We start from the raw sequence: 24,161 nt of genomic DNA on the forward strand, positions 1-24,161 counted from the left end.
ATGAGCTCGACGACCGTCGCGCTCGCCGAGCTGATCGCCGCCTTGGGCGGCGATTTGCTTGGTGGGTCCGATATCGGCATCGGCCGTATCGCGCCGCTGGATGAGGCCGACGCCGGCAGCATCAGCTTCCTGGCCAATCCGCGCTACCAGGCCCAGCTCGGCACGACGCGGGCGGCCTGCGTCATCGTCTCGCCGGCATATGCCGAAGCGGCGGCAGCGCGCGGCGCGGCCATCGTCACGCCCGACCCCTACCTCTACTTCGCCCGCCTGACGCAGTGGTGGGCGGCGCGCACGCGCCCGGCACCGAGCGTCGGCGTGCACCCGAGCGCCATCGTGTCGCCCGAGGCCAGGCTGGGGCAGGGCGTCGAGATCGGCCCGCTGGCCGTCATCGAGGCCGGTGCGGTCATTGGCGACCGCGCCCGCATCGGCGCCCACTGCGTCGTCGAGCGCGATGCACAGGTCGGCGAGGGCACCCGTCTCGCGCCGCGTGTCGTGCTGGGCTATGGCTGCCGCATCGGCGCGCGTGGCCTGGTGCACAGCGGCGTCGTCATCGGCGCTGACGGCTTCGGCCTGGCGCCGAGCAAGAGCGGCTACGTGAAGATCGAGCAGCTCGGCAACGTCACGATCGGTGACGACGTCGAGATCGGCGCCAACACCTGCATCGACCGCGGCGCCCTGGCCGACACCGTCATCGAGGACGGGGTCAAGCTCGACAACCTGATCCAGATCGCCCACAACGTGCACATCGGTCGCAACACGGCGATGGCCGGCTGTTCGGCGGTGGCTGGCTCGACCCGCATCGGTGCGAACTGCACCATCGGCGGCGCGGCCAACATCATCGGCCACCTGATCTTGGTGGACGGCGTGCACATCTCGGCCGCCACCACCATCACGCGCAGCATCAGCGAGCCCGGCGTCTACAGCGGCCCGCACCCCTTCGAAGAAAATTCAAGCTGGCAGAAGAACGCGGCGACGCTGCGCCAGCTCCACACCCTGAGAGAGCGTGTCCGCGCGCTTGAAAAGAAATGACGACCGACACGATCACGATGGACATCCACGAAATCCTGACGCGGCTGCCGCACCGCTACCCCATCCTGCTCGTGGACCGGGTGGTGGAGCTCGTCAAGGGCGAGCGCATCCGGGCGATCAAGAACGTGTCCATCAACGAGCCCTTCTTCCTCGGCCACTTTCCGCACCGCCCGGTGATGCCCGGTGTGCTGATCCTCGAAGCCATGGCCCAGGCCGCCACGCTGCTGGCCCTGCGCAGCATGGACATGGTGTTGGACGAGAACTCGGTGGTGTATTTCGCCGGCATCGACGGCGCGCGCTTCAAGCGCCCGGTGGAGCCGGGTGACCAGCTCGTGCTGGAAGTGACGCTGGGCCGCTCCAAGGCCGGCATCTACAAGTTCTCCGCCAAGGCGTTGGTGGGCGATCAGGTTGCGGCGGAAGCCGAGCTGATGTGCACCATGCGCCGCATCGAGGCTTGAGGGTGGGCGCGATGGCCATCCACCCCACCGCCATCGTCGATCCGGCCGCCGAGCTGGACAGCTCCGTCGAGGTCGGCGCCTACTCGCTGATCGGCCCGCACGTGAGGATCGCGGCGGGCACGAAGGTCGGCCCGCATGTCGTCATCGAAGGCCACACCACCATCGGCCGCGACAACACCTTTTTCCAGTTCAGCTCCATCGGCGCGGCCAACCAGGACAAGAAGTACGCCGGAGAGCCGACGACCCTGGTCATCGGCGACCGCAACACCATCCGCGAGTTCTGCACGCTGAATGTCGGCACGGTCCAGGACCGTGGCGAGACGACGCTGGGCGATGACAACTGGATCATGGCCTACTGCCATCTGGCGCATGACGTCGTCATCGGCAACGAGTGCGTGCTGGCCAACAACGCCACGCTGGCGGGCCATGTGCAGGTGGGCGACCACGTCACCATCGGCGGCCTGACCGGCATCCTGCAGCGCATGCGCATCGGCGATCACGCGATGATCGGCTTCCAGGCCCACGTGGCCCAGGACGTGCCGCCCTTCATGACCGTGGACGGCAACCCGCTGGCGGCGCGCGCCGTCAATGTCGTCGGCCTGAAGCGCCGCGACTTCAGCGCCGAGCGCATCGGCGTCATCCGCCAGATCTACAAGCTGCTCTACCGCAGCGGCCACACGCTGGACGAGGCCAAGGCGGCCATCGGGGCGCTGAAGGGCTCCGAGGGCGCCGCCGCCGACGGCGACATCGACAACATGCTCGCCTTCCTCGCCGCTTCCACCCGCGGCATCGTGCGATAGCCGATGCAGACCGCGCCCCGCCTCGGCATGGTGGCCGGCGAGGCCAGCGGTGATCTGCTGGCCGGCCTGCTGCTGCAAGGCCTGCGGGCGCGCTGGCCTGCGTTGACCTCGCAAGGCATCGGCGGCCCGAAGATGCTGGCCCAGGGCTTCGAGACCTGGTGGCCGCACAGCAAGCTGTCCATCTTCGGTTACGTCGATGCGCTGCTGAACATCCGCGAGCTGCTGGCCATTCGCAAGCAGCTTGGCACGCGACTCATCGCGAACAAGCCCGACGTCTTCATCGGCGTCGACGCGCCCGACTTCAACTTCGGCCTGGAGACGCGGCTGCGCGAGGCGGGCATCAAGACGGTCCATTTCGTCTGCCCGTCGATCTGGGCCTGGCGGCCCGAGCGGGTCGTGAAGATCAAGGCCGCGGCCGATCACGTGCTCTGCCTCTTCCCCTTCGAGCCCGAGATCCTGCACAAGGCCGGCATCGGCGCGACCTACGTCGGCCATCCGCTGGCCGATGCCATCCCGATGGAGGCGCCACGCGCCGCCGCTCGGGAGGCGCTCAAGCTGCCCGAGGGCGACACTGTCATCGCGCTGTTGCCCGGCAGCCGCAAGAGCGAGATCAAGTACATCGCCCCGGCGCTGATCGGCGCGGCCAGGCTGCTGGCCCGGCCTGGTCGGCGCTTCGTGATGCCTGTCGTGCCGGGCCTGCGCGGCCTTGTCGAGCCTTTGCTCAAGGACGTGGCCGGTGCTGACATCCAGCTCGTCGACGGCCAGTCCCACACGGTGCTGGCCGCCTGCGACCTGACGCTGGTGGCCAGCGGTACGGCCACGCTGGAAGCGGCGCTGTTCAAGCGCCCCATGGTCATCGCCTACCGCATGAACGCGCTGAACTGGTGGCGTATGAAGGGCAGGGGCCTGCAGCCCTGGGTGGGCCTGCCCAACATCCTGGCGTGCGAGTTTCTGGTGCCCGAGCTGATCCAGGACGCCTGCACGCCCGAGGCTCTGGCCCGCGAGGCCGAGGCGCTGCTGGCCGACGCACCGCGCCGCGAGGCCTTGCACGCGCGTTTCGTTCAACTCCACGAGCTGCTGCGGCAAGACACCGCGCAGCGCGCCAGCGATGCGATCGCGAGCCTCATCGGTGCCTGAGCAGGCCAGCCTGGACTGGACGCCACCCGGCCTCGTCGCCGGCGTGGACGAGGCCGGGCGGGGGCCGCTCGCCGGGCCCGTGTTCGCGGCCGCCGTCATCCTCGACGACCTCCAGCCCATCGCCGGCCTAGCTGACTCCAAGGTCCTCACCGCGGCCAAACGGGCGCGACTCTACGACGAGATCCGCGCCAAGGCGCTGTGCTTCTGCATCGCGCACGCGACGACCGAGGAGATCGACGAGATCAACATCCTGCAGGCCACCATGCTGGCCATGCAGCGCGCGGTGAACGGCCTGCGGCTCAAGCCCGTGCTGGTGCGCGTCGACGGCAACCGCCTACCCGTGCTGCCGATGGCCGCCGAGGCCATCGTGAAGGGCGACGCCACCGTGCAGGCAATCTCGGCCGCCAGCATCCTCGCCAAGGTCGCCCGCGACCTGTTCTGCGAGCAGATGCATGCCAGCCACCCGGAATACGGCTTTGCCACGCACAAGGGCTATGGCACACCCGAGCACCTCGCGGCGCTGAAGGAACACGGTGCCAGCCCCTGGCACCGCCGCAGCTTCGCGCCGGTGAAAGAGAACCTGCGATGAACGCCCAGATCCTGCCCGTCACCTCGCGCGACAACCCGGCCCTGGTGCGGCTGCGTAAGCTTGCTGCCGACCCGGGCGGCTACCGCAAGACCGGCAGCGTCTGGATAGAGGGCGACCACCTGTTGCGCGCGGCGCGCCAGCGAGGCTGGCCGCTGGGTCTGGTCGTCATCACCGAGGCTGCGATGCAGGACGCGGTCTTGCGCGAGCTGGCCGAGTCGGCCACCCGGGCGCTGGTCGTGCCCACGGCTTTGTTCAAGGGCCTCAGCGGCCTGGAGTCGCCGGCCCAGATCGGTGCGGAGCTGACGCTGCCCACGGCGCCCGCCATCGACAGCCATGCCGCCAGCGTCGTGCTGGACCGGCTGCAGGACGCCGGCAACGTCGGCGCCATCCTGCGCAGCGCTGCGGCCTTCGGCGTGCGCCAGGTGCTGGCGCTGAAGGGCACGGCGGCACTGTGGTCGCCCAAGGTCGTGCGGGCAGGGCAGGGCGCGCACTTCGGGCTGCGCCTCGTCGAAGGCCTGGCCGCGGCCGACCTCGCCGCGCTGGCGGTGCCGCTGATCGCCACCAGTTCGCACACCGAGCATGTGCTGCATCGCGTTGCGCTGCCGTCCCCCTGCGCCTGGGTCATGGGCCACGAAGGGCAGGGCGTGTCGCCCGAGCTGATGGCGCGCTGCGCGCTGGCCGTGGGCATCCCGCAGCCGGGCGGCGAGGAGTCGCTCAACGTCGCCGCCGCGGCCGCCATCTGCCTGTACGAGAGCGAGCGTCAGAAGGTCTGAGTGCCCGCGCGGCCAGGGAGGTTTGTGGCTTGCAATTGAGAATGATTCTCATTAAAGTGCAATCATGCCTGCCCCGCCCCCTTTGCCCCGGCCGCCCGATCCGGTAATGGCCCAGCCCCGCCACATCGACAGCGCGACCCTGCTCGCCCCCCGCGGCGAGGTCTTCATCGTTCATCAGCAGCAGGTCTACCGCCTGCGCGTCACGGCGCTGGGCAAGCTGATCCTGACCAAGTAACCCCGTCCACCGCGCCAGCCAGCCATCGCCCGCCCGCGCCTCCCCCTGGAGACCCAAGAATGGCCGAGCTCTGCTGCGCCGCGCATGCCGCGCTCCCTTTCGCCACGGGCTCGCGCCGCCGCCGCCTCTGGGAGTTGGGCAGCCATGCCCATTGCCCCGTCATCGGCGTCTGCCTGCCGCTGGAGCGCGTGCGCCAGCTCGCGAAAAAGCTGCTGGTGCTGCAGGGCGACGAGGACGACTACGCGCTGCACTGCAGCCTCGTCACCGCCGCCGCGCGCCGCAACGCCGTGGCCGAGGCGCTGCAGAAAGACCTGGAGCAGCGCTTTGCGCTGGATCTGCGCGCTGCCGCCAAGGCGAAATGCCGCGACAGCCTGATGGCCTGGTGGCGCGGCCGCGCGGCCCAGGGCGAGATCGCCGGCGCGCTGTGGGCCACGCTGACGCATGCGCGCTGCGACGAGTGGCTGGAGATGCGGGTGCTGGGCCAGGTGCACATGCTGCAGCACCAGTTCGGCGCCGCGCAGCGCGTGGACCTGGCTCGCCACCGCGAGCTGGCCCAGGAGCACCAGGCCCTGCTGCGCGACTACGCCGAGGTGCAGCAGCGCTTGACGGCCTGGAGCCAGGAGCGTGCCCGCGAGCAGCAGACCTGGGAGCAGGAACGCATGCACCTGCGCGCCACGCAGATCGGCCTGCAGACCCGGCTGGCCCAGGCCCGGGAGCAGTTGCTGCATTGGCAGGCCGAGCGGCCCGACCTGCCGGAGCGCGAGGCTCTGCACGCGCGCCTGGCGATGCAGCTCGAACGCAACCAGGCCTTGCAGCGCGAGCTCAACCGGCTTGCGTCGCCCTCGCCCCGGGTGGTGGATGCTGCGGCACACCCGCTCCCCGAGGAGCCGGTGCCGGCCGAGCCGGCGAAGCTGGAGCACCGCGTCGTCCTCTGCGTGGGCGGGCGGGGCGGCAGCGTGCCCCAGTACCGCCAGGCCGTGGAGGGCTGCGGCGCACTGTTCCTGCACCACGATGGCGGCGAGGAACACAAGCCGGCCCAGCTGGAGCCGCAGCTGGCCGCGGCGGACCTCGTCATCTGCCAGACCGGCTGCATCAGCCACGATGCCTACTGGCGCGTGAAGGACCACTGCAAGCGGCATCACAAGCGCTGCGTCTTCGTCGAGACGCCCAGCCGCAGCGCCTTCGAACGTGCGCTGGCCAAGGCCGCCGCCGACGAAGGGACAAGCGCGGAAGTCTGAGGGGAAGCCCGCAGCAGGACGGCGAACTCGCTGGCGTACGCTGCAAGCGTTTGCAGCCGGAGACCGCCATGCCCCCCGTCGCCTCGCCCCATCAGCTCGCGCGCCGCGCCATCGCCCTTGTCCTGGCCGGTGGCCGGGGCTCGCGGCTGAAGCAACTGACCGATTCGCGCGCCAAGCCGGCCGTCTATTTCGGCGGCAAATTCCGCATCATCGACTTCGCGCTCAGCAACTGCGTCAACAGCGGCATCCGCCGCATCGGCGTCGTCACGCAGTACAAGAGCCATTCACTGCTGCGCCACATCCAGCGCGGCTGGAGCTTTCTGCGCGCCGAGCTGAACGAGACCGTGGACCTGATGCCGGCGCAGCAGCGCGTGGACGAGGAGAGCTGGTACCGCGGCACCGCCGACGCGGTGTTCCAGAACCTGGACATCATCCAGAGTACGGGTGCGGACTACATCGTCGTGCTGGCCGGCGACCACATCTACAAGATGGACTACTCCAGCATGCTGGTGGACCACGTCGCCAGCGGCGCGGGCTGCACGGTGGGCTGCATCGAGGTGCCCAAGGCCGAGGCCAGCGCCTTCGGCGTGATGGCGGTGGACGACGAGCGCCGCATCACCGCCTTCAAGGAAAAGCCCGCCGACCCGCCCTGCATGCCTGGCCGCGACGGCACCTGCCTGGCCAGCATGGGCATCTACATCTTCAACGCCGACTACCTCTACCGCCTGCTCGCCGAGGACCTGGCCGACCCCGACTCCAGCCATGACTTCGGCAAGGACGTCATTCCCAAGGTCGTGGGCGAGACGCAAGCCGTGGCCCATCCCTTCAGCATGAGCTGCATCCACAACCCCAACGGCGCGCCGCCCTACTGGCGCGACGTCGGCACCCTGGATGCGTTCTGGGCCGCCAACCTGGACCTCGCCTCCATCAGCCCCGAGCTCGACATCTACGACACCGACTGGCCCATCTGGACCTACCAGCGCCAGCTGCCACCGGCCAAGTTCATTCCCGACCACAACGGCATGCACGGCATGACGGTCAACACCATCGTCAGCGCCGGCTGCATCGTGTCGGGCTCGCACGTCGTCCAGTCGGTGCTGTTCAACAACGTGCGCATCCGCTCCTTCTGCAACATCCACCAGAGCGTGCTGCTGCCGGGCGTCAGCGTGGGGCGGCACTGCCGGCTGACCAAGGTCATCATCGACCGCGGCTGCGACATTCCCGACGGCCTCGTCGTCGGCGAAAACCCCGCCCTGGATGCCGCGCGCTTCGAGCGCACGGAGAACGGCGTCGTGCTGATCACCAAGCAGATGCTGGCCCGGCTGTGATGCGCGTCCTGCAAGTCAGCGCGGAGCTGTTCCCGCTGCTGAAGACGGGCGGCTTGGCCGATGTGGCGGGCGCTTTGCCCGCGGCGCTGGCAGCGGCAGGCGCCGAGCCGCGGCTGCTGGTGCCGGGCTTTCCGGCCATCCGCGAGTCGCTGACCCAGGAATGTGCCGTTGCCCCCGTGGCGCTGCCGTGGAGCGAGGGCAGGGCGGCGCTGCTGCGCGGCCGCCTGGCCGGCTTCGACATGCCCGTCTACGTGCTGGATGCGCCGGGCCTCTTCGACCGCCCCGGCAACCCCTATGGCGACGCGGCCGGCGTGGCCTACGCCGACAACCACCGCCGCTTCGCGCTGCTGGGCCTGGCCGCGGCCCGCCTGGCCGAAGGCGTGGACCCTTCCTGGCGACCGCAGATCGCGCATGCCCACGACTGGCACGCGGGCCTGGCCTGCGCCCACATCGCCGCCAGCCGCTCGCGGCGCCGCACCGAAGCCAGGACGGTCTTCACCGTGCACAACCTGGCCTACCAGGGCCTGTTCCCGGCCGAGCAGTTCTGCGACCTCGGCCTGCCGCCAGCCCACTACGCCGTCGAAGGTCTGGAGTTCTACGGCCAGGTGAGTTTCATGAAGGCCGGCCTGCACTTCGCCGACGCCATCACGACGGTCAGCCCCAGCTACGCGCACGAGATCCAGACGCCCGAGCAGGGCTGCGGCCTGGACGGCCTGCTGCGGCATCGCGCGCAAGACCTGCACGGCATCCTGAACGGAGTGGACTACGCCGTCTGGTCGCCCGCCCACGATCGCAGCGTCGCCCAGGCCTACAGCGTCGAGCGCCCCGAGGGCAAGGCAGCCTGCAAGGCCGCGCTGCAGCGCGAATGTGGCCTGGACGTGAAGGCGGAGGCGCCCCTCTTCGGCATCGTCAGCCGCCTGACCGAGCAGAAGGGCCTGCCGCTGGTGCTGGAGGCTTTGAGCGACCTGACCGATGCCGGCGGCCAGCTCGTCGTGCTGGGCAGCGGTGATGCGCGCCTGGAGGCCGCTTTTGCCGATGCCGCCGCCAGGCATCCCGGCCAAGTCGCTCGCCGTACCGGCATGGACGAGGGCCTGGCCCACCGCATCGTCGCCGGCAGCGATGTGGTCCTCGTGCCCAGCCGCTTCGAGCCCTGCGGCCTGACGCAGCTCTACGGCCTGAGCTATGGCGCGCTACCGCTGGTGCACCGTGTCGGCGGACTGGCCGATACCGTCGTCGATACGACGCTGGAAGACCTCGCTGCTGGCGCCGCCACGGGCTTCGTCTTCAACGCCTTCACGGCCGAGGCCTACCGCCGCGCGCTGCGCCGCGCCTTCGCGTTGTGGAGCCGGCAGGAGTACTGGGCTCGCGTACGGTCCGCGGCGATGCGCCGGCATTTCGGCTGGGATGCCGCGGCGCGGCGCTATGTCGAGATCTACGCGGGCCTGCTACAGCGCTAGGCCGATGACGCCGGCACCGATCAGCACCGTCACGCCCAGGGCGCGGCTGAGGACGAATTGCTGACCGCCGCCCTACTTTTTGGCGGCGAGGTTCCGGAGGGCTTGGAGGCGAGCGGCGGTGAGGACGAGCGCGAGCGCGTGGGCCGGCGTCAGTACATCAGCCGATCCGGCCGGATGTCGCGCAGGATGGTCGTCGCGATCTCTTCGATGCTCTTGTGCGTGGACGACAGCCAGGAGATGCCGTCGCGCTTCATCATGCCCTCGGCCTCGTTGACCTCGTAGCGGCAGTTCAGCACGTCGGCGTACTTGCTGCCGGGGCGGCGCTCGTTGCGGATGGAGGACAGCCGTTCGGGGTCGATCGTCAGCCCGAAGCACTTGCGCTTGTGCGGCAGCAGCGGCGCGGGCAGCTTGCGGCGCTCGAAGTCCTCGGGGATCAGCGGGTAGTTGGCGGCCTTGATGCCGTGCTGCATCGCGAGATACAGCGAGGTGGGCGTCTTGCCGCAGCGGCTCACGCCCACCAGGATCACGTCGGCCGTGTCGAGGTTCCTGGACGATTGGCCGTCGTCGTGGGCCAGCGAGAAGTTGATGGCCTCGATGCGGTCGTGGTACTCCTGGCTCTGGGCAACGTCGGAGAAGCGGCCCACGCGGTGGTTGCTCTTGATGCCGAACTCGTCTTCCAGCGGCTCGATGAAGGTGCCGAACATGTCCATGACCCGGCCCTGGCAGTGCTCGCGCACGATCTTGAGCACGTCGCGGTCCACCAGCGTCGCGAAAACGATCGGGCGGCGTCCCTCGCGCATGGCGACCTCGTTGATCTCCTGCACGACGGCATGCGCCTTGTCGGCCGTGTCGATGAACGGCCGGCGCACGTGGCGGGGCTTGATCTCGAACTGAGCCAGGATGGAATTGCCGAAGGTTTCGGCGGTGATGCCGGTACCGTCAGAGATGAAGTAGACGGTTCTGTCGGTCATGGCGGCTCCGGTCAAGCAAGGGCGCGGGCATGATAGCCAGCGGATTCAGCCCTCGCCCTTGAGCCTCGCGATGAGCTCGCGCATGACGGCGCTTTCCTCGGGCGGCAGCAGGCCGGCGCGCAGCAGGGACTCCCGCTCCAGCTCGCGCAGCCGCCATTCCAGCTCGCCGACGACCGTCATCAGCTCGACCTGCAGTTCCGCATCGCGCTGCTCGGCAAGGCCGGCGACGAGGGCGTCGGGGTCATGGGTGTCCAGGCCGGTGCTGGAGAACGCCGTCTGGATGCGCAGCAGCCGGTTCAGGCCGGCCTCCAGAACGGCGCGCAGGCCGGGCCGTGCCGTGGCGATGCGTGAGTCTATCCAGGGCCGGATCTCGCGGAAGCGCTCCAGGGTCGAGGCGATGCCGACGACGCGCGGAATGGCGGACTCCAGCGGCATGGGGTCGACGACGACGGCTGCCGGCGACGTGTCGGCCAGGGCGGCGGCCGTGATGGCCTCGGTGAGCTCGCGGCTGAATTCCCCGGGGATGAGCTTGGTGGCCACGCTGGCGCGCGTCATCGGCGTCATGCTGGTCTCGATGAGGGCCATCAGCCATTCGGCGGCGCCCAGGATCTGGCCGTTCACCGGCAATGCCGTGCCCTGCACGCCGCGTGGATAGCCGAAGCCGTCCAGCCTCTCGTGGTGGTGAAGCACGGCGCTGGCCACGTCCTTGCCGGCGCCCGGCATGTTGCGCAGCACGCGCTCGCCGACGACGGGATGGGAGGCCACATGCCGCCATTCCGGCGGGCCGAGCGGCGTGCCGGGGCGCATGTAGGCCGGATCGATGTAGAGCTCGCCCACATCGTGAAGCAGCCCGGCCAGCGCCAGCATGCGGTGGCGCTCGCTCTCGCCGGGCAACATGCGCCGGGCCAGGGCCAGGGCCAGCATGGCGACGCCGGCGGTGTGCTTGAGGCGGTCGCTCTGGTACTCGGCATAGACGGTCAGCAGGGACTGCACCGGGTTGCTGAGCTTCAGGGTGGCCAGCGTCGTCGGCGCGCTGGGATAGAGATCGTGGGCGCAGAGAACCCTGAGCAGGGGATGCTGTTCGAGCAGGGCCTTGCCGATGGGGCCGAAGCTCTCCGGCATGACGCCTTCCTTGACATGGATGCAGTCCTCCAGCGGCTTCTGCAGCTTGTGCATCAACAGGCGCTCCCGCACCTTGTCATTGATCTGGGAACCCTTGGCCAGCAGCTTGATGCCGTTCTGGCTGACGATGTCCTCGCTTGCCTCCACGGGCCGCGACTCGGACACATGGATGACATGGTCCAGGTAATGCGGGTTGACTTCCTCGGGGCTGGCTTCGTCGCTACTCACGCCAGCATTGTGCACAGGCGGACGGCCCGGCGACTTGACTTGGGTCAGCCGATTGACAACGTTTTCACGACACCCGGAAAAGGGGGCATGGATGCCCGGCGGGACTTATTGCACATCCACGCGCTGTTATCGGGTGAAACCCAGAGCCTAGAATCCACCGCAATTCCTCGCGTTCAGCCCCATGCGCAGCCCCATCCTCCGAGAAGAATCCAGAAATGGGTGGAGCTGCGCCTGCCTTGAGCCCCTTGGCTCGGCACCGGGCGTGGGCGACGCGACGACACCGGTTTTTCAACCTCCCGGAGTTTTTTCATGTCCACCCTGTTCGAGGCGACCGCCCTGGTCGTACCGTTTGAGAACCTGAGGATGACCGACGTCGAGGTCGTTGGCGGCAAGAACGCCAGCCTCGGCGAAATGATCTCGCAGCTCGCCGCCAGCGGCGTGCGCGTCCCCGGAGGCTTCGCCACCACGGCGCATGCCTTCCGGCAGTTCCTCAAGCACGAGGGGCTGGACGCGCGCATCGCGGCGCGCTTGGCCACGCTCAACACCGACGACGTCCGCGCGCTGGCCGAGGCCGGTGGCGAGATTCGCGGCTGGATCGAGAACCAACCCTTCCCGGCCGAACTGGAAGCCGGCGTGCGCTCGTCCTACGCCCAGCTGACCGCCGACAATCCGGATGCGACCTTCGCCGTGCGCTCCTCCGCCACGGCGGAAGACCTGCCCGACGCGTCCTTCGCGGGTCAGCAGGAGACCTTTCTCAATGTGCATGGCATCGACGAGGTGCTGCACAAGATGCGCGAGGTCTTCGCCTCGCTCTACAACGACCGCGCCATCAGCTACCGCGTGCACAAGGGCTTCGCCCACGGTGACGTGGCCTTGTCCGCCGGCGTGCAGCGCATGGTGCGCAGCGACCTCGGCTCGGCCGGCGTGATGTTCACCATCGACACCGAGAGCGGCTTCCCCGACGCCGTCTTCATCACCTCCAGCTACGGCCTGGGCGAGACGGTGGTGCAGGGCGCCGTGAACCCGGACGAGTTCTATGTCCACAAGCCCGCGCTGAGGGCGAACAAGCTGGCCATCATCCGCCGCAACCTGGGTTCCAAGCTGATCCGCATGGAGTTCTCGACGCCCGAGGAGAAGGCGGCGAGCGGCAAGCTGGTCAAGACGGTCGACACCGCGCCCGAGGCCCGCAACCGCTACTCGCTGAACGATGCCGAGGTCACGGAGCTGGCGAAGTACGCCCTCATCATCGAGCAGCACTACGGCCGCGCGATGGACATCGAGTGGGGCCGCGACGGCGTCGACGGCAAGCTCTACATCCTGCAGGCCCGCCCCGAGACCGTGAAGAGCCAGGCCGCCGGCCAGGTCGAGCACCACTACAAGCTCAAGGCGCACAGCGCCGTGCTGGCCGAGGGCCGCGCCATCGGCCAGAAGATCGGCACCGGCCCGGTCCGCCTGGTCGACAGCGTCGCCGAGATGGAGCGCGTGCAGCCGGGCGACGTGCTCGTCACCGACATGACCGACCCGAACTGGGAGCCGGTCATGAAGCGCGCCAGCGCCATCGTCACCAACCGCGGCGGCCGCACCTGCCACGCGGCCATCATCGCCCGCGAGCTGGGCATCCCAGCTGTCGTCGGCTGTGGTGACGCGACCGAGAAGCTCAAGGACGGCCAGCTCGTCACCGTGGCCTGCTCCGAGGGCGACACGGGCTTCATCTACGACGGCCTGCTGGAAACCGAGATCAGCGAGGTGCACCGCGGCGAGCTGCCCTATTGCCCCATCAAGATCATGATGAACGTCGGCAACCCGCAGCTGGCCTTCAACTTCGCGCAGATGCCGTCCAGCGGCGTGGGACTGGCCCGCCTCGAGTTCATCATCAACAACAACATCGGCGTCCATCCCAAGGCCATCCTGGACTATCCCAACATCGACGCCGACCTGAAGAAGGCCGTCGAGTCGGTGGCCCGCGGCCACGCGTCGCCGCGCGCCTTCTACGTGGACAAGCTGGCCGAGGGCATCGCGACGATTGCCGCCGCCTTCTTCCCACGCCCGGTCATCGTGCGCCTGTCGGACTTCAAGTCCAACGAGTACCGCAAGCTTATCGGCGGCACCCGCTACGAGCCGGACGAAGAGAACCCTATGCTTGGCTTCCGCGGCGCGTCGCGCTACATCAGCGGCGACTTCCAGGACGCCTTCGCGATGGAGTGCGAAGCGCTCAAGCGCGTGCGCAAGGACATGGGCCTGACCAACGTCGAGATCATGGTGCCCTTCGTGCGTACCGTGAAGCAGGCCGAGAAGGTCGTCACCATGCTGGCCGAGCGCGGCCTGAAGCGCGCCGCGGCGGGAGGGACGGACGGCCTGCGCCTCATCATGATGTGCGAGGTGCCGAGCAACGCCATCCTGGCTGAGCAGTTCCTGGAGCATTTCGACGGCATGTCCATCGGCTCCAACGACCTGACGCAGCTCACGCTGGGCCTGGACCGCGACTCGGGCCTGGAACAGCTGGCCGGCGATTTCGACGAGCGCGACCCGGCGGTGAAGGCCATGATCTCGCGCGCCATCCGCGCCTGCCGCGCCACCGGCAAGTACATCGGCATCTGCGGTCAGGGCCCCAGCGACCACCCGGACTTCGCCGACTGGCTGGCCGAGGAGGGCATTGTGTCCATCTCGCTGAATCCCGACACGGTCATCGAGACCTGGCAGCGCCTGGCCGCCAAGTAAGTCTGCACGACTGACGAGAGCAGCCCGGGTTCTCCGCAGGGGAATCCGGGCTTTTTGTTGCCGATGATGACGACTGTGTCTGCCCGCCATCTGCACCGCCGCTACGCACTGTTCGCGCTGAGCTTCATCGCGCTCGTGATCGCCCTCGGCCTGGCCGAGCGGCGCGGCCTGCCCAAGGCCTGGATCGGCTACACCTTCCTGGGCGCGACGGTGGCGGTCTACGCCGTCATCGGCATCCTGTGCCGCACGACCGATCCGGCCGAATACTTCGTCGCCGGCCGCCGCGTGCCACCGCTCTACAACGGCATGGCCGCGGGTGCCGACTGGATGAGTGCAGCCAGCTTCATCGGCCTGGCGGGCACGCTGTACGCCACCGGCTATGCGGGCCTGGCCTACGTGCTGGGCTGGACCGGCGGCTTCGTGCTGGTGGCTCTGTGCATCGCACCCTATCTGCGCCGCTTCGGGCAGTTCACGCTGGCCGACTTTCTGGCCGAACGCTTCGAGAGCCGTACGCTGCGACTCGTCGGTGCCGGCTCGGCCATCCTGGTGTCCTTCGTGTATCTGGTCGCGCAGATCTACGGCGTCGGCCTGATCACGACGCGGCTCACCGGCCTGGGCTTCGAGGTCGGCGTCTTCGTCGGCCTGGGCGGCGTGCTGGTGTGCTCCTTCCTGGGCGGCATGCGAGCCGTCACCTGGACCCAGGTGGCCCAGTACCTCATCATGATCCTGGCCTATCTGGTGCCGGTCATCTGGCTCAGCGTCAAGCAGACGGGCTGGCCGCTGCCCCAACTGGTCTATGGCCAGCAACTGCACCAGCTGGCGGAGCGCGAACGGGAGCTGATACGCGACCCGGGCGAGCTGCAGGTGCGCGCCATCCACCAACAACGCGCGGACGCCGCCGCGGCGCGCCTGTCCGACGTGCCCAGGGCGCTGGCCGACGAGCAGGCGAGGGCGGCTGCGAGCGTGGCGGCGCTGAAGGCCGCGAACGCGCCGTTGGCCCAGATCCAGGTCGCGGAGAAGCAGCGTGCCGCGCTGCCGCGCACCTCGGCCGAGGCGGAGGAGCGCTGGCGGCGCGAGCAGGTCAGCGAGGCTCAGCTGGCTCAGCCGCTCTCCGGCCTGGTGCCGCACACCCAGCCGTTTGCCGGCAATCCCGACGGCAGCCCCGCCGAGCGCGAGCAGGCCAGCACGGCGCGGCGCAACTTCATCGCGCTGGCCCTGTGTCTCATGGTGGGTACGGCCGGCCTGCCGCATCTGCTGACGCGCTACTACACCACCACCTCGGTGGCGACGGCGCGCGAGTCGGTCGCGTGGTCGCTGGTCTTCATCTGCCTGCTCTACCTGACGGCGCCGGCCCTGGCGGTGATGGTCAAGACGGAGGTCTTCAACGACCTGGTCGGCAGCAGTTTCGAGCAGTTGCCGGCCTGGATACGCCAGTGGCAGCGCGTCGACCCGACGCTGCTGTCAGCGGTGGACCTGAACGGCGACGGCCGGCTGCAGCTGGGCGAGCTGCGCCTGCACCCCGACCTTGTCATGCTGGTCATGCCCGAGCTGGGTGGCCTGCCCTACGTCATCTCCGGCATGGTCGCGGCCGGTGGCCTGGCGGCGGCGCTGTCCACGGCGGACGGACTGCTGCTGGCCATCTCCAGTTCGCTCTCCCACGACTTCTACTACAAGGCCATCAACCCCGAGGCCTCGCGCACTCGGAGGGTCACGCTGTCCAAGGCCCTGCTGCTGGCGGCGGCGCTGGCGGCGGCGGCGGTGGCGTCCAGCCGGCCGGCGGACATCCTGGCCGTCGTCACGGCGGCGTTCTCCATCGCGGGGTCGACCTTCTTCCCGGCCCTGGTGGCCGGTGTGTTCTGGCGTCGTGCCAATCGCGCGGGGGCGCTGGCCGGGATGTTGGCGGGGCTGGGCGTCTGTCTTGCCTATCTCGTGGTGGCCCATCCGGCGCTGAGGGCCCTGATCGGCCTGCCCGGGCCTGCGTCGCTGATCTGGGGCATCCAGCCAGCCTCGGCCGGCCTGTTCGGCGTGCCGGCCGGGGCGCTGGCCCTGGTGCTGGTCAGCCTGATGACGGCGGCGCCTGGCGCGCGCCAGCGTGATTTCGTCGACGCACTGCGCAGCCCGCTGCAGCGTTGAGCCGGCTCTTCGGGCTTCGGGATTTGGCGGATCGGACTTCCCGGGCTAGAATCACGGGTTCCCCCTTGCCGAGTCACGAGTCGACGCTGTGGCACGGCTTCCGCAGTCCGGGCTTATCCGGGCTGGAATCCACAAGGAGCAACTATGCGTCATTACGAAATCGTTCTGCTGATCCATCCGGATCAAAGCGAACAGGTTCCGGCCATGCTGGAGCGTTACAAGGGCCTGATCACTGCCGGCGGCGGTGTCGTGCACCGGGTCGAGGACTGGGGCCGTCGCCAGATGGCTTACCTGATCCAGAAGCTCGCCAAGGCCCATTACCTGTGCCTGAACATCGAGTGCAGCAAGGAAGTCCTGGCTGAGCTCGAGACCGGCTTCCGCTTCAACGACGCCGTGCTGCGCCACCTCACCGTGGTTCAGGACAAGGCCATCACGACCCCTTCGGTCATGATGAAGGCCGTCGAGCGCGAAGAAGCCCGCAAGGCGCCGCAGCAAGAAGCGGCCTGAGCCCAGGTCATCGCTAGAGAACCAGGTTTTTCGAGCAGCGTGCTGACAGCGTGAACCAGCTTCACCTGCAGGCACAGATCCAGCAACTCGGTCTGATCCGATACACCCCCGCCGGGCTGATGGCCCTGGACGCGAGCCTCAAGGCCGAGTCCGAAGTCATCGAAGCCGGCAAGCCGCGCAAGGTCTCCCTGGAGATCAAGGCGGTCGCGGTGGGAGAGGTGGCCAGGCAGTTGCAGGCGCTGGGAGTCGGTGGCGTCGCGGTCTTCCGCGGTTTCCTGACCCACCAGCGCAACGGCCGAGGCTTTATCGCCCATGTGACCGTGATCGAACCCGCTGCTTCGCAGAACCCGGAAATTATTTGAATCCGGATAGATTTAACAGAGGTCCACTATGCCCCCGCCCCGTGGTAAAGGTCGCTTCTCCAAGGACAAGAAGCCCAAGCGCAACCAACAGTCGCTGCTGTTCCGTCGCAAGCGTTTCTGCCGCTTCACCGTCGCCGGTGTCGAGCAGATCGACTACAAGGACATCGACACGCTGCGCGATTTCGTCGCCGAGAACGGCAAGATCACGCCCGCTCGCCTGACCGGCACGCGCGCCTTCTTCCAGCGTCAGCTGACGGTCGCCATCAAGCGCGCGCGCTTCCTGGCCCTGCTGCCGTACAGCGACCAGCACAAGGTCTAAGGAGCTGACGACATGCAAGTGATCCTGCTCGAAAAAGTGGCCAACCTCGGCAACCTCGGCGACGTCGTCAAGGTCAAGGACGGCTACGCCCGCAACTTCCTGATCCCGACCAAGCAGGCGCGCCGCGCCACCGAGGCCGCGATCAAGGAATTCGAAGCTCGCCGTGTCGAGCTCGAAAAGGCTGCCGCCGAGAAGCTGGCTGCTGCCCAGAAGCTGGGCGAAGCCATCGCCGGCAAGACCGTGCGCATCGCCCAGAAGGCCGGTGTGGACGGCCGCCTGTTCGGCTCCGTCACCAACGCCGACATCGCTGACGCGCTGACCAAGCTGGGTTCGCCCATCGCCAAGGCTCAGGTGCGTCTGCCCAACGGCCCGCTGAAGACCGTCGGCGAGTTCCCGGTGAGCGTCGCTGCCCACACGGACGTGGTTGTCGAGATCAGCGTCCAGGTGGTTGCCGAAGCCGAGTAATCAGCTTCAGGGAAGCTCGCTTCCCCTGATGTGCGATGCCGCAGGGCGTCGCAACATCGAACGAAGGCCGAGGCCCCCGAGGGTTTCGGCCTTCGGTTTTTGTGGCCCGTGTTTTCCAGCGCTGACCACCGTTTGCCCCCCGTCCGTTCACAGCTTTATCCACAGGCATGTCCGCGATCTTTCCCGCCTCTTCCTCCGCCGCGCCGCAAGATGACGAGGTCGCGCGGCTGCGCGTGCCGCCCCACTCGGTCGAAGCCGAGCAGAGCGTGCTCGGCGGCCTGCTGATCGACAACTCGGCCTGGGACAAGGCCGCCGACCTGTTGACCGAGACCGACTTCTACCGCTTCGAGCACAAGCATGTCTACGCGGCGGTCGGCAAGCTGATCAACGCCGGCAAGCCGGCCGACGTCGTCACCGTCTTCGACGAACTGACCTCGCTGGGCCGCGCCGAGGAATGCGGCGGCCTGGCCTATCTGAACGCGCTTGCGCAGAGCGTGCCGAGTGCCGCCAATCTGCGCCGTTATGCCGAGATCGTCCGTGAGCGGGCCATCCTGAGAAAGCTGGTCGCCACCAGCGACGAGATCGCCACCGCCGCGATGAACCCGCAGGGCCGCGCTGTCACGCAAATCCTCGACGAGGCCGAGGGCAAGATCTTCCGCATCGGCGAGGAAGGCTCACGCAGCAAACAGGGCTTCCAGGCCATCGATCACCTGATGATCGCGCTGATGGACCGCGTCAACGAGCTGGCCGAGAGCGGCGCCCAGGACGTGACCGGCGTGCGCACGGGGTTCTACGACCTCGACCGCCAGACTGCCGGTCTGCAGCCCGGCGACCTCATCGTGCTGGCGGCCCGCCCCTCCATGGGCAAGACGGCGTTCGCGGTCAACATCGCCGAGAACGTCGCCATCAGCGAGGGCCTGCCCGTCGTCATCTACTCGATGGAAATGGGTGCCGCCCAGCTGGCGCTGCGGATGGTGGGCTCCATCGGCCGCATCGACCAGAGCCATCTGCGCACGGGTCAACTCAAGGACGACGAGTGGGGGCGCTTGGCCGAAGCCGTCGACAAGCTCGGCAAGTCCAGCATCTTTATCGACGAGAGCCCCGGCCTGTCGCCGTCGGAAGTGCGCGCGCGCGCGCGCCGCCAAGCGCGCATCTGCGGCCAGCTGGGCCTCATCGTCATCGACTACCTGCAGCTGATGTCCGGCAACGGCGGCGGCAGCGAGGAAAACCGCGCGACGGTTCTGGGCGAAATCTCACGGGGCCTGAAGGCCCTGGCCAAGGAGCTGAAGTGCCCGGTCATTGCGCTGTCGCAGCTGAACCGCTCGGTGGAGCAGCGCCCCGACAAGCGCCCCATGATGTCGGACCTGCGCGAGTCCGGCGCCATCGAGCAGGACGCGGACATCATCATGTTCATCTACCGCGACGAGTACTACACCAAGGACGAGTGCAAGGAGCCGGGCGTGGCCGAGATCATCATCGCCAAGCAGCGTAACGGCCCGGTCGGCACGGTGAAGCTGGCCTTCCAGCGCATGCACACCAAGTTCGAGAACCTAGCGCCTGGATATGTCGGCGTGGAGCGCGACGAGTACTAGCCTGTCGACCCTCGCGTGAGGGTCGGCGGGACCGACTTCAGCGCAGGGCCTGGTCTACCCAGCTGTTGAGCTGTGCCGCCGACATGGCACCGCTCTGGCGCCCCACTTCGCGGCCGTTCAGGAACAGCAGTGTGGTCGGGATGCTGCGGATCTGTAGGCTCGCGCTGGCGCGTGGCGCGGCATCGCTGTCCACCTTGATGAAGCGCAGGTCGGGCCTCGCGGCGGCGAGTTGTTCGAACTGCGGGGCATAGGCCCGGCAGGGACCGCACCACGCGGCCCAGAAGTCAACGAGAACGGGCGCCTCCGTGCCTTGCAGGTAAGGCAGGAGTTCGGCGTCGCCCAGCGGCATGGGCTGGTGTGGCGCCACGGCCTGGCCGCAATGGCCGCAGACCGGGTTGTCAGCCAGTCTCTCATCGGGAACGCGATTGCGGGTTCCGCAGCTGGGGCAAACGAGCAGCATGCCAATCTCCGGGTTGCTGTTGGTGTTGGCCTTGCATGTGGTGTGGATGACATCGGCCTCAAGAGGGGCTTGGCCTGCGCGGGTGCAAATCTGTTCGCGTCGCCTGGACTTGGCGCTGGCGAGATGATGAATACTGTATATATTTACAGTATGTCGCCCGCCCCCACTCGCGTTGCCCCGGCCCAGCCGGCCCTTGTTCCGCTCGACTCCATCAAGGGCCGCGGCAGTGCCACGGCCATGCCCCATCGCTTCGAGCAACGGCAGCGGGAGCAGTACGACGACGGCTGGGGATCGCTGGATCAGGACGCCGCCCAGGAGCATCTGCCGCCTGCCACGCAGATCATTGAGGAGCCGGCGAAGAAGATCGTCACGCGCAACCAGTCGCCGGACATCAGCTTCGACTACTCGATCAACCCCTACCGGGGCTGCGAACACGGCTGCATCTACTGCTTCGCCCGGCCGACGCACAGCTATCTGAACCTGTCGCCCGGCCTGGATTTCGAGACCCGCATCGTCGCCAAGGTGAACGCGGCCGAACGGCTGCGCGAGACGCTGGCCGGTGCGAGGTATGAGCCACGTTCGCTGGTGCTGGGCACCGCCACCGATGCTTACCAGCCCGTCGAGCGCAGGCTCGGCATCACGCGGCGTGTCGTCGAGGTGCTCGCAGAGTGCGGCCACCCCTTTTCCGTCGTCACCAAGTCCTCGGGCATCGAGCGTGAGCTGGACCTGATCGCGCCGATGGCGGCTCAGGGCCTGGTGTCGGTCTATCTGTCGGTGACGACGCTGGACAACGAACTCTCCCGCATCATGGAGCCACGCGCGGCGGCGCCGGCCCGGCGGCTGCGCACGATTCAGGCGCTGGCCGAAGCGGGCGTGCCGGTGGGTGTCAGCGTGTCGCCCATCATTCCTTTCATCAACGAGCCCGAGCTGGAGCGCATCCTCGCTGTCGCTGCCCAGGCTGGCGCCAGCAGCGCCTTCAGCATCCCCGTGCGCCTGCCCTGGGAGGTGAACCCGCTGTTCCAGGACTGGCTTGCCCGCCACTTTCCCGACCGCGCCGAGCGCGTGATGGCCCGCATCCGCGACATGCGTGGCGGCAAGGACAACGATGCGCGCTTCGGCACCCGCTTCACCGGCGAGGGCATCTGGGCCGACCTGCTGCGCGCGCGACTGCGCCGCGCGGCCGCCAAGCTGGGGCTGCGCACGGAGCGGCGGCCGGTGCAGTTGGCGCTCTTCAAGCCACCGCGCAAGCTTTCGGCGCAGGGCGATCTGTTTTAGCGATGGCCTCCTGGGCCGCGCGTGCCTCCGCGTAAGTACGGGGTGTCGATTCCCGGTGGGTGGACAAAATAGATAAACAAGTTTGTTTAGTTTGTTTATCTGAAGAATCCGGATACAAGAGGTCGGCCATGTCCATTCGAAATCCCTTGCCCCGCGCGCTGGGCGTCATCTGCCTGATCCTGGGGCTGGCCTCTGCCGCGCTGGCGCAAACGGCGGCTCTGCCGCAGCAGGCGCTCAAACGCGGTGTCAACGTGCTGGGCTATGACCCGCTCTGGAGCGAGCCGGCCAAGGCGCGCTTCCAACTGCGCCACATGCAGGCCATCCGTGACGGCGGTTTCGACCATGTGCGTCTGAACCTGCATGCCTTCGAGCACATGGATGCCGAGGGGCGCCTGTCGGTGACCTGGCTGAAGACGCTGGACGAAGTGACGGCGGCGGCGCTGAATGCCGGCCTGCAGGTCATCGTGGACCAGCACAACTTCAACGACTGCGCCAAGGAGATCGAGAAGTGCCGAGCGCGGCTCAAGGCCTTCTGGCGCCAGGTGGCGCCACGCTTCAGGGACGCGCCCGATGCCGTGCTGTTCGAGATCCTGAATGAGCCCAACGGGGCTGCCGACGCGGTCTGGAACGACATGCTGGCCGAGAACCTGGCCATCATCCGCGAGACCAACCCCAGGCGCCGCGTCGTTGTCGGCCCCAAGTTCTGGAACTCGCTGGACCAGCTCGACAGCCTGCAACTGCCCGAGGCCGACCGCAACCTCATCGTGACCTTCCACTACTACACGCCGATGGAGTTCACGCACCAGGGGGCGTCGTGGACTCCGCAGTTCCAGAAGCTCTCAGGCGTGACCTGGGGTGTGCCGCCGGAGCTGGACAAGCTAAAGCAGGACTTCGACCGGGTGAAGGCCTGGTCGCAGCGCACCGGCCGGCCCATCCTGCTGGGTGAATTCGGCGCGCTGGAGACAGCGGGCATGGCGCAGCGCGTGGCCTGGACGGCGGCCGTCGCCCGCGCGGCGGAGGCGAGGGGCTTCGGCTGGAGCTACTGGCAGTTCGACTCGGACTTCGTCGTCTGGGACATGAAGGCGGACGGCTGGGTGAGGCCCATCCTGAGTGCTCTCGTGCCTGTTCCCGGCGCGGCTCAGCCCGTTGCGCGCAGCAGCGACCCGGCGCTGGACCACCTGATCAACTCGCCCAAGGTCAGCGCCTGGTCGGTCTACGGCGAAGGCCAGTCCACCCAGCAGGTGCCCTGCGAGGCCTCGGGCAAGACCTGCCTGCGCGTAGACCTGCAGGGCAGGCGCGCCAACCCCTGGGACAACGGCGTCATCGCGCCCATCACGGCCGACATCCGCAAGGGCGACAAGCTGCAGGTGCTGGTGTGGATGCGGCTGGACACGGACGATGCCAGGGCCAAGGTCAGCGTGCCGGTGGCGCTGCAGCTGAATGGCGCGCCCTACACGGCCCTGCTGTCCGGCGTGGCGACGTTGACGAGCAAGCTCGAGCCCGTGGTGCTCAACGGCACGGCCCAGGACAACCAGGCCGCCGGCACGGTGATGCTGTCGGCCCATGTGGGCCAGGTGGGCCAGCCCATCTGGGTCAGCGCGCCCTTTGTGCTGCGCAACTACACGCCGAGCGGCAAATAAAAAAAGGAGCCGCGACAGCAGGCTCCTTCATCGAGCTGCCGCAGTGGAGCCGGCTTTGCCGGGCCACTGGCGGCGTCCCCTTGAGGGGGAGGCGCAAAGCGCCTCCCGGGGGGGCGGATCAATTAGTCGCGATCGCCGCCGAAGATGCCCAACAGCGACAGCAGGCTCTGGAACACGTTGTAGATGTCCAGGTAGATGGCCAGCGTGGCCGTGATGTAGTTGGTCTCGCCGCCGTCCACGACGCGCTTGATGTCGTACAGCATGAAGGCCGAGAAGATGCCCAGCGACATCACCAGCATGGTCAGCATCAGCGCCGACGACTGCAGGAAGATGTTGGCGATGCCGGCCACCATCAGGATCACGGCGCCCACCACCAGGAACTTGCCCATCGAGGACAGGTCGCGCTTGATGATGGTGGCGAGGCTGGCCATTGTGAAGAACACCGCTGCCGTGCCGCCAAAGGCGGTCATGACCAGCGAGGTGCCGTTCTTGAAGCCCAGCACATAGCCCACCAGGCGCGACAGCATCAGGCCCATGAAGAAGGTGAATCCGAGCAGCGCGGCGACGCCGGTGGCGCTGTCCTTGGTCTTCTCGATGACGAACATAAGGCCGAAGGCGCCGACGAAGAACACCAGGGCGCTCATCCCCGGGCTCATCATGCGGAAGACGCCGGTCGAGACGCCAATCCAGGCGCCCAGCACCGTCGGCACCAGGGACAGGGCCAGCAGCCAGTAGGTGTTGCGCAGCACGCGCTGGCGGTCGGCGGCAAGGCCCACGCCGGCATAGCCGTACTGGGTTTGCAGGCTTTCGTTCATGACGATCCTCCAAGAGAGAAAAGAAAACCGCAGGGATTCTAGGGCGGCATCGGGCCGGTACATTGAGGCCTGTCATCAGGAAATCAAGACCATGAAACAGCAAGCTCAACTCGAACTCTCCGACGTCAAGCGCATCGCCGCCGCCGCCGAGGCCCATGCCCTCGGCAAGGGGTGGGCGGTGTCCATTGCCATCGTCGATGCCGGCGGCCACCTGCTGTGGCTGCAGCGTCTGGATGGCGCCTCGCCCAGCTCGGCCCTGTTCGCGCCCGCCAAGGCCCACACCTCAGCTCTCGGCCGGCGTGAATCCAAGGTCTACGAGGACATGATCAACGGAGGGCGCCAGTCCTTCCTCAGCGTGCCCGGCATGCACGGCATGCTGGAAGGTGGAGTGCCGATCGTTGTGGATGGACAGGTCGTCGGCGCCGTGGGTGTCAGCGGCGTCAAGTCCGTCGAGGACGCGGAGATTGCCAAGGCCGGCATCGCGGCACTTTGAGGCGTCACGGGCCGGTC

The 24,161-nt window shown here is 68.0% G+C and carries 24 protein-coding genes; 20 read left to right on the top strand and 4 right to left on the bottom strand.

Annotation, left to right across the window (positions count from 1 at the left end):
• The 10 genes from lpxD (at position 1) to glgA (ending at position 9,044) form a co-directional block, all read left to right on the top strand.
• Positions 1-1,029: a UDP-3-O-(3-hydroxymyristoyl)glucosamine N-acyltransferase gene (lpxD, locus tag AC07VX_RS20505; protein WP_493166223.1), complete on the top strand. Its 1,029-nt coding sequence runs from the start codon at positions 1-3 to the stop codon at positions 1,027-1,029.
• Positions 1,026-1,487 carry a 3-hydroxyacyl-ACP dehydratase FabZ gene (fabZ, locus tag AC07VX_RS20510; RefSeq protein WP_493166222.1) on the top strand — a complete coding sequence of 154 codons (462 nt, stop codon included), beginning with the start codon at positions 1,026-1,028 and terminating at the stop codon, positions 1,485-1,487. Before lpxD ends, fabZ begins: the two co-directional genes overlap by 4 nt.
• An 11-nt stretch (positions 1,488-1,498) precedes the next feature.
• Positions 1,499-2,287 carry an acyl-ACP--UDP-N-acetylglucosamine O-acyltransferase gene (lpxA, locus tag AC07VX_RS20515; RefSeq protein WP_493166221.1) on the top strand — a complete coding sequence of 263 codons (789 nt, stop codon included), beginning with the start codon at positions 1,499-1,501 and terminating at the stop codon, positions 2,285-2,287.
• A gap of 3 nt (positions 2,288-2,290) precedes the next feature.
• Positions 2,291-3,424, top strand: coding sequence for a lipid-A-disaccharide synthase (gene lpxB / locus AC07VX_RS20520; RefSeq protein ID WP_493166220.1), 1,134 nt, complete (start codon positions 2,291-2,293; stop codon positions 3,422-3,424).
• Positions 3,396-4,013, top strand: coding sequence for a ribonuclease HII (gene rnhB, locus AC07VX_RS20525; RefSeq protein WP_493166219.1), 618 nt, complete (start codon positions 3,396-3,398; stop codon positions 4,011-4,013). Before lpxB ends, rnhB begins: the two co-directional genes overlap by 29 nt.
• Positions 4,010-4,786 (top strand): TrmH family RNA methyltransferase, encoded by a 777-nt coding sequence (locus AC07VX_RS20530; RefSeq protein ID WP_493166218.1) that lies wholly within the window; start codon positions 4,010-4,012, stop codon positions 4,784-4,786. Before rnhB ends, AC07VX_RS20530 begins: the two co-directional genes overlap by 4 nt.
• A 106-nt stretch (positions 4,787-4,892) precedes the next feature.
• Positions 4,893-5,021 carry a hemin uptake protein HemP gene (gene hemP / locus AC07VX_RS20535; RefSeq protein WP_493166217.1) on the top strand — a complete coding sequence of 43 codons (129 nt, stop codon included), beginning with the start codon at positions 4,893-4,895 and terminating at the stop codon, positions 5,019-5,021.
• Positions 5,022-5,080: 59 nt separating this feature from the next.
• Entirely contained in the window at positions 5,081-6,259 is a 1,179-nt protein-coding gene (locus AC07VX_RS20540; protein WP_493166216.1) for a DUF2325 domain-containing protein, read from the top strand.
• A gap of 68 nt (positions 6,260-6,327) precedes the next feature.
• Positions 6,328-7,587 (top strand): glucose-1-phosphate adenylyltransferase, encoded by a 1,260-nt coding sequence (gene glgC / locus AC07VX_RS20545; protein ID WP_493166215.1) that lies wholly within the window; start codon positions 6,328-6,330, stop codon positions 7,585-7,587.
• The gene (glgA, locus tag AC07VX_RS20550) at positions 7,587-9,044 is read left to right on the top strand and encodes a glycogen synthase GlgA (protein WP_493166214.1); all 1,458 of its coding nucleotides are present in this window, start codon (positions 7,587-7,589) and stop codon (positions 9,042-9,044) included. Before glgC ends, glgA begins: the two co-directional genes overlap by 1 nt.
• A gap of 149 nt (positions 9,045-9,193) precedes the next feature.
• Here the strand turns inward: glgA and ppsR are convergent, their stop codons facing one another.
• Together ppsR and AC07VX_RS20560 are read right to left on the bottom strand one after the other, a co-directional pair.
• Positions 9,194-10,015 (bottom strand): posphoenolpyruvate synthetase regulatory kinase/phosphorylase PpsR, encoded by an 822-nt coding sequence (gene ppsR, locus AC07VX_RS20555; RefSeq protein WP_493166213.1) that lies wholly within the window; start codon positions 10,013-10,015, stop codon positions 9,194-9,196.
• Between the two features lie 45 nt (positions 10,016-10,060).
• Positions 10,061-11,365, bottom strand: coding sequence for an HD-GYP domain-containing protein (locus tag AC07VX_RS20560; protein WP_493166212.1), 1,305 nt, complete (start codon positions 11,363-11,365; stop codon positions 10,061-10,063).
• A 309-nt stretch (positions 11,366-11,674) separates the two neighbouring features.
• Between AC07VX_RS20560 and ppsA the strand changes: the two genes are divergently transcribed.
• From ppsA to dnaB, 7 genes are all read left to right on the top strand, one after another.
• Positions 11,675-14,083, top strand: coding sequence for a phosphoenolpyruvate synthase (gene ppsA / locus AC07VX_RS20565; RefSeq protein ID WP_493166211.1), 2,409 nt, complete (start codon positions 11,675-11,677; stop codon positions 14,081-14,083).
• Positions 14,084-14,149: 66 nt separating this feature from the next.
• Positions 14,150-16,216 (top strand): sodium:solute symporter family protein, encoded by a 2,067-nt coding sequence (locus AC07VX_RS20570; protein WP_493166210.1) that lies wholly within the window; start codon positions 14,150-14,152, stop codon positions 16,214-16,216.
• Between the two features lie 144 nt (positions 16,217-16,360).
• Positions 16,361-16,723, top strand: a complete 363-nt coding sequence (rpsF, locus tag AC07VX_RS20575; RefSeq protein WP_088481805.1) for a 30S ribosomal protein S6 — start codon at positions 16,361-16,363, stop codon at positions 16,721-16,723.
• A 50-nt stretch (positions 16,724-16,773) separates the two neighbouring features.
• Positions 16,774-17,085 (top strand): primosomal replication protein N, encoded by a 312-nt coding sequence (priB, locus tag AC07VX_RS20580; RefSeq protein WP_493166209.1) that lies wholly within the window; start codon positions 16,774-16,776, stop codon positions 17,083-17,085.
• Positions 17,086-17,113: 28 nt separating this feature from the next.
• On the top strand, positions 17,114-17,404 hold the full coding sequence (rpsR, locus tag AC07VX_RS20585) for a 30S ribosomal protein S18 (protein ID WP_415656944.1): 291 nt from the start codon (positions 17,114-17,116) through the stop codon (positions 17,402-17,404).
• Positions 17,405-17,416: 12 nt separating this feature from the next.
• Positions 17,417-17,869 carry a 50S ribosomal protein L9 gene (rplI, locus tag AC07VX_RS20590; protein ID WP_493166208.1) on the top strand — a complete coding sequence of 151 codons (453 nt, stop codon included), beginning with the start codon at positions 17,417-17,419 and terminating at the stop codon, positions 17,867-17,869.
• 167 nt (positions 17,870-18,036) lie between these two features.
• Positions 18,037-19,461, top strand: a complete 1,425-nt coding sequence (dnaB, locus tag AC07VX_RS20595; RefSeq protein WP_493166207.1) for a replicative DNA helicase — start codon at positions 18,037-18,039, stop codon at positions 19,459-19,461.
• A 37-nt stretch (positions 19,462-19,498) separates the two neighbouring features.
• Here the strand turns inward: dnaB and trxC are convergent, their stop codons facing one another.
• A complete protein-coding gene (trxC, locus tag AC07VX_RS20600) occupies positions 19,499-19,921 on the bottom strand; it encodes a thioredoxin TrxC (RefSeq protein ID WP_493166206.1) in 423 nt (140 codons plus the stop codon).
• 150 nt (positions 19,922-20,071) lie between these two features.
• On the opposite strand from trxC, the gene AC07VX_RS20605 reads away from it, so the two are divergent.
• Together AC07VX_RS20605 and AC07VX_RS20610 are read left to right on the top strand one after the other, a co-directional pair.
• Entirely contained in the window at positions 20,072-21,196 is a 1,125-nt protein-coding gene (locus tag AC07VX_RS20605; protein WP_493166205.1) for a PA0069 family radical SAM protein, read from the top strand.
• 128 nt (positions 21,197-21,324) lie between these two features.
• Positions 21,325-22,836, top strand: a complete 1,512-nt coding sequence (locus AC07VX_RS20610) for a glycoside hydrolase family 5 protein (protein WP_493166204.1) — start codon at positions 21,325-21,327, stop codon at positions 22,834-22,836.
• A 122-nt stretch (positions 22,837-22,958) separates the two neighbouring features.
• Here AC07VX_RS20610 and AC07VX_RS20615 read toward each other — a convergent pair whose 3' ends face one another.
• Positions 22,959-23,651 (bottom strand): Bax inhibitor-1/YccA family protein, encoded by a 693-nt coding sequence (locus AC07VX_RS20615; RefSeq protein ID WP_493166203.1) that lies wholly within the window; start codon positions 23,649-23,651, stop codon positions 22,959-22,961.
• 91 nt (positions 23,652-23,742) lie between these two features.
• On the opposite strand from AC07VX_RS20615, the gene AC07VX_RS20620 reads away from it, so the two are divergent.
• Positions 23,743-24,144 (top strand): GlcG/HbpS family heme-binding protein, encoded by a 402-nt coding sequence (locus tag AC07VX_RS20620; RefSeq protein ID WP_493166202.1) that lies wholly within the window; start codon positions 23,743-23,745, stop codon positions 24,142-24,144.
• Positions 24,145-24,161 lie beyond the last annotated feature (17 nt).

This window comes from Roseateles sp. GW821-FHT03B02 (genome assembly GCF_059421025.1).

What these genes read in the sequence shown, in the direction of transcription:
- lpxD (WP_493166223.1), top strand. Translation starts at nt 1, where the DNA reads ATGAGCTCGACGACCGTCGCGCTCGCCGAGCTGATCGCCGCCTTGGGC.
- fabZ (WP_493166222.1), top strand. Translation starts at nt 1,026, where the DNA reads ATGACGACCGACACGATCACGATGGACATCCACGAAATCCTGACGCGG.
- lpxA (WP_493166221.1), top strand. Translation starts at nt 1,499, where the DNA reads ATGGCCATCCACCCCACCGCCATCGTCGATCCGGCCGCCGAGCTGGAC.
- lpxB (WP_493166220.1), top strand. Translation starts at nt 2,291, where the DNA reads ATGCAGACCGCGCCCCGCCTCGGCATGGTGGCCGGCGAGGCCAGCGGT.
- rnhB (WP_493166219.1), top strand. Translation starts at nt 3,396, where the DNA reads ATGCGATCGCGAGCCTCATCGGTGCCTGAGCAGGCCAGCCTGGACTGG.
- AC07VX_RS20530 (WP_493166218.1), top strand. Translation starts at nt 4,010, where the DNA reads ATGAACGCCCAGATCCTGCCCGTCACCTCGCGCGACAACCCGGCCCTG.
- hemP (WP_493166217.1), top strand. Translation starts at nt 4,893, where the DNA reads ATGGCCCAGCCCCGCCACATCGACAGCGCGACCCTGCTCGCCCCCCGC.
- AC07VX_RS20540 (WP_493166216.1), top strand. Translation starts at nt 5,081, where the DNA reads ATGGCCGAGCTCTGCTGCGCCGCGCATGCCGCGCTCCCTTTCGCCACG.
- glgC (WP_493166215.1), top strand. Translation starts at nt 6,328, where the DNA reads ATGCCCCCCGTCGCCTCGCCCCATCAGCTCGCGCGCCGCGCCATCGCC.
- glgA (WP_493166214.1), top strand. Translation starts at nt 7,587, where the DNA reads ATGCGCGTCCTGCAAGTCAGCGCGGAGCTGTTCCCGCTGCTGAAGACG.
- ppsR (WP_493166213.1), bottom strand. Translation starts at nt 10,015, where the DNA reads ATGACCGACAGAACCGTCTACTTCATCTCTGACGGTACCGGCATCACC.
- ppsA (WP_493166211.1), top strand. Translation starts at nt 11,675, where the DNA reads ATGTCCACCCTGTTCGAGGCGACCGCCCTGGTCGTACCGTTTGAGAAC.
- AC07VX_RS20570 (WP_493166210.1), top strand. Translation starts at nt 14,150, where the DNA reads ATGACGACTGTGTCTGCCCGCCATCTGCACCGCCGCTACGCACTGTTC.
- rpsF (WP_088481805.1), top strand. Translation starts at nt 16,361, where the DNA reads ATGCGTCATTACGAAATCGTTCTGCTGATCCATCCGGATCAAAGCGAA.
- rpsR (WP_415656944.1), top strand. Translation starts at nt 17,114, where the DNA reads ATGCCCCCGCCCCGTGGTAAAGGTCGCTTCTCCAAGGACAAGAAGCCC.
- rplI (WP_493166208.1), top strand. Translation starts at nt 17,417, where the DNA reads ATGCAAGTGATCCTGCTCGAAAAAGTGGCCAACCTCGGCAACCTCGGC.
- dnaB (WP_493166207.1), top strand. Translation starts at nt 18,037, where the DNA reads ATGTCCGCGATCTTTCCCGCCTCTTCCTCCGCCGCGCCGCAAGATGAC.
- trxC (WP_493166206.1), bottom strand. Translation starts at nt 19,921, where the DNA reads ATGCTGCTCGTTTGCCCCAGCTGCGGAACCCGCAATCGCGTTCCCGAT.
- AC07VX_RS20605 (WP_493166205.1), top strand. Translation starts at nt 20,072, where the DNA reads ATGTCGCCCGCCCCCACTCGCGTTGCCCCGGCCCAGCCGGCCCTTGTT.
- AC07VX_RS20610 (WP_493166204.1), top strand. Translation starts at nt 21,325, where the DNA reads ATGTCCATTCGAAATCCCTTGCCCCGCGCGCTGGGCGTCATCTGCCTG.
- AC07VX_RS20615 (WP_493166203.1), bottom strand. Translation starts at nt 23,651, where the DNA reads ATGAACGAAAGCCTGCAAACCCAGTACGGCTATGCCGGCGTGGGCCTT.
- AC07VX_RS20620 (WP_493166202.1), top strand. Translation starts at nt 23,743, where the DNA reads ATGAAACAGCAAGCTCAACTCGAACTCTCCGACGTCAAGCGCATCGCC.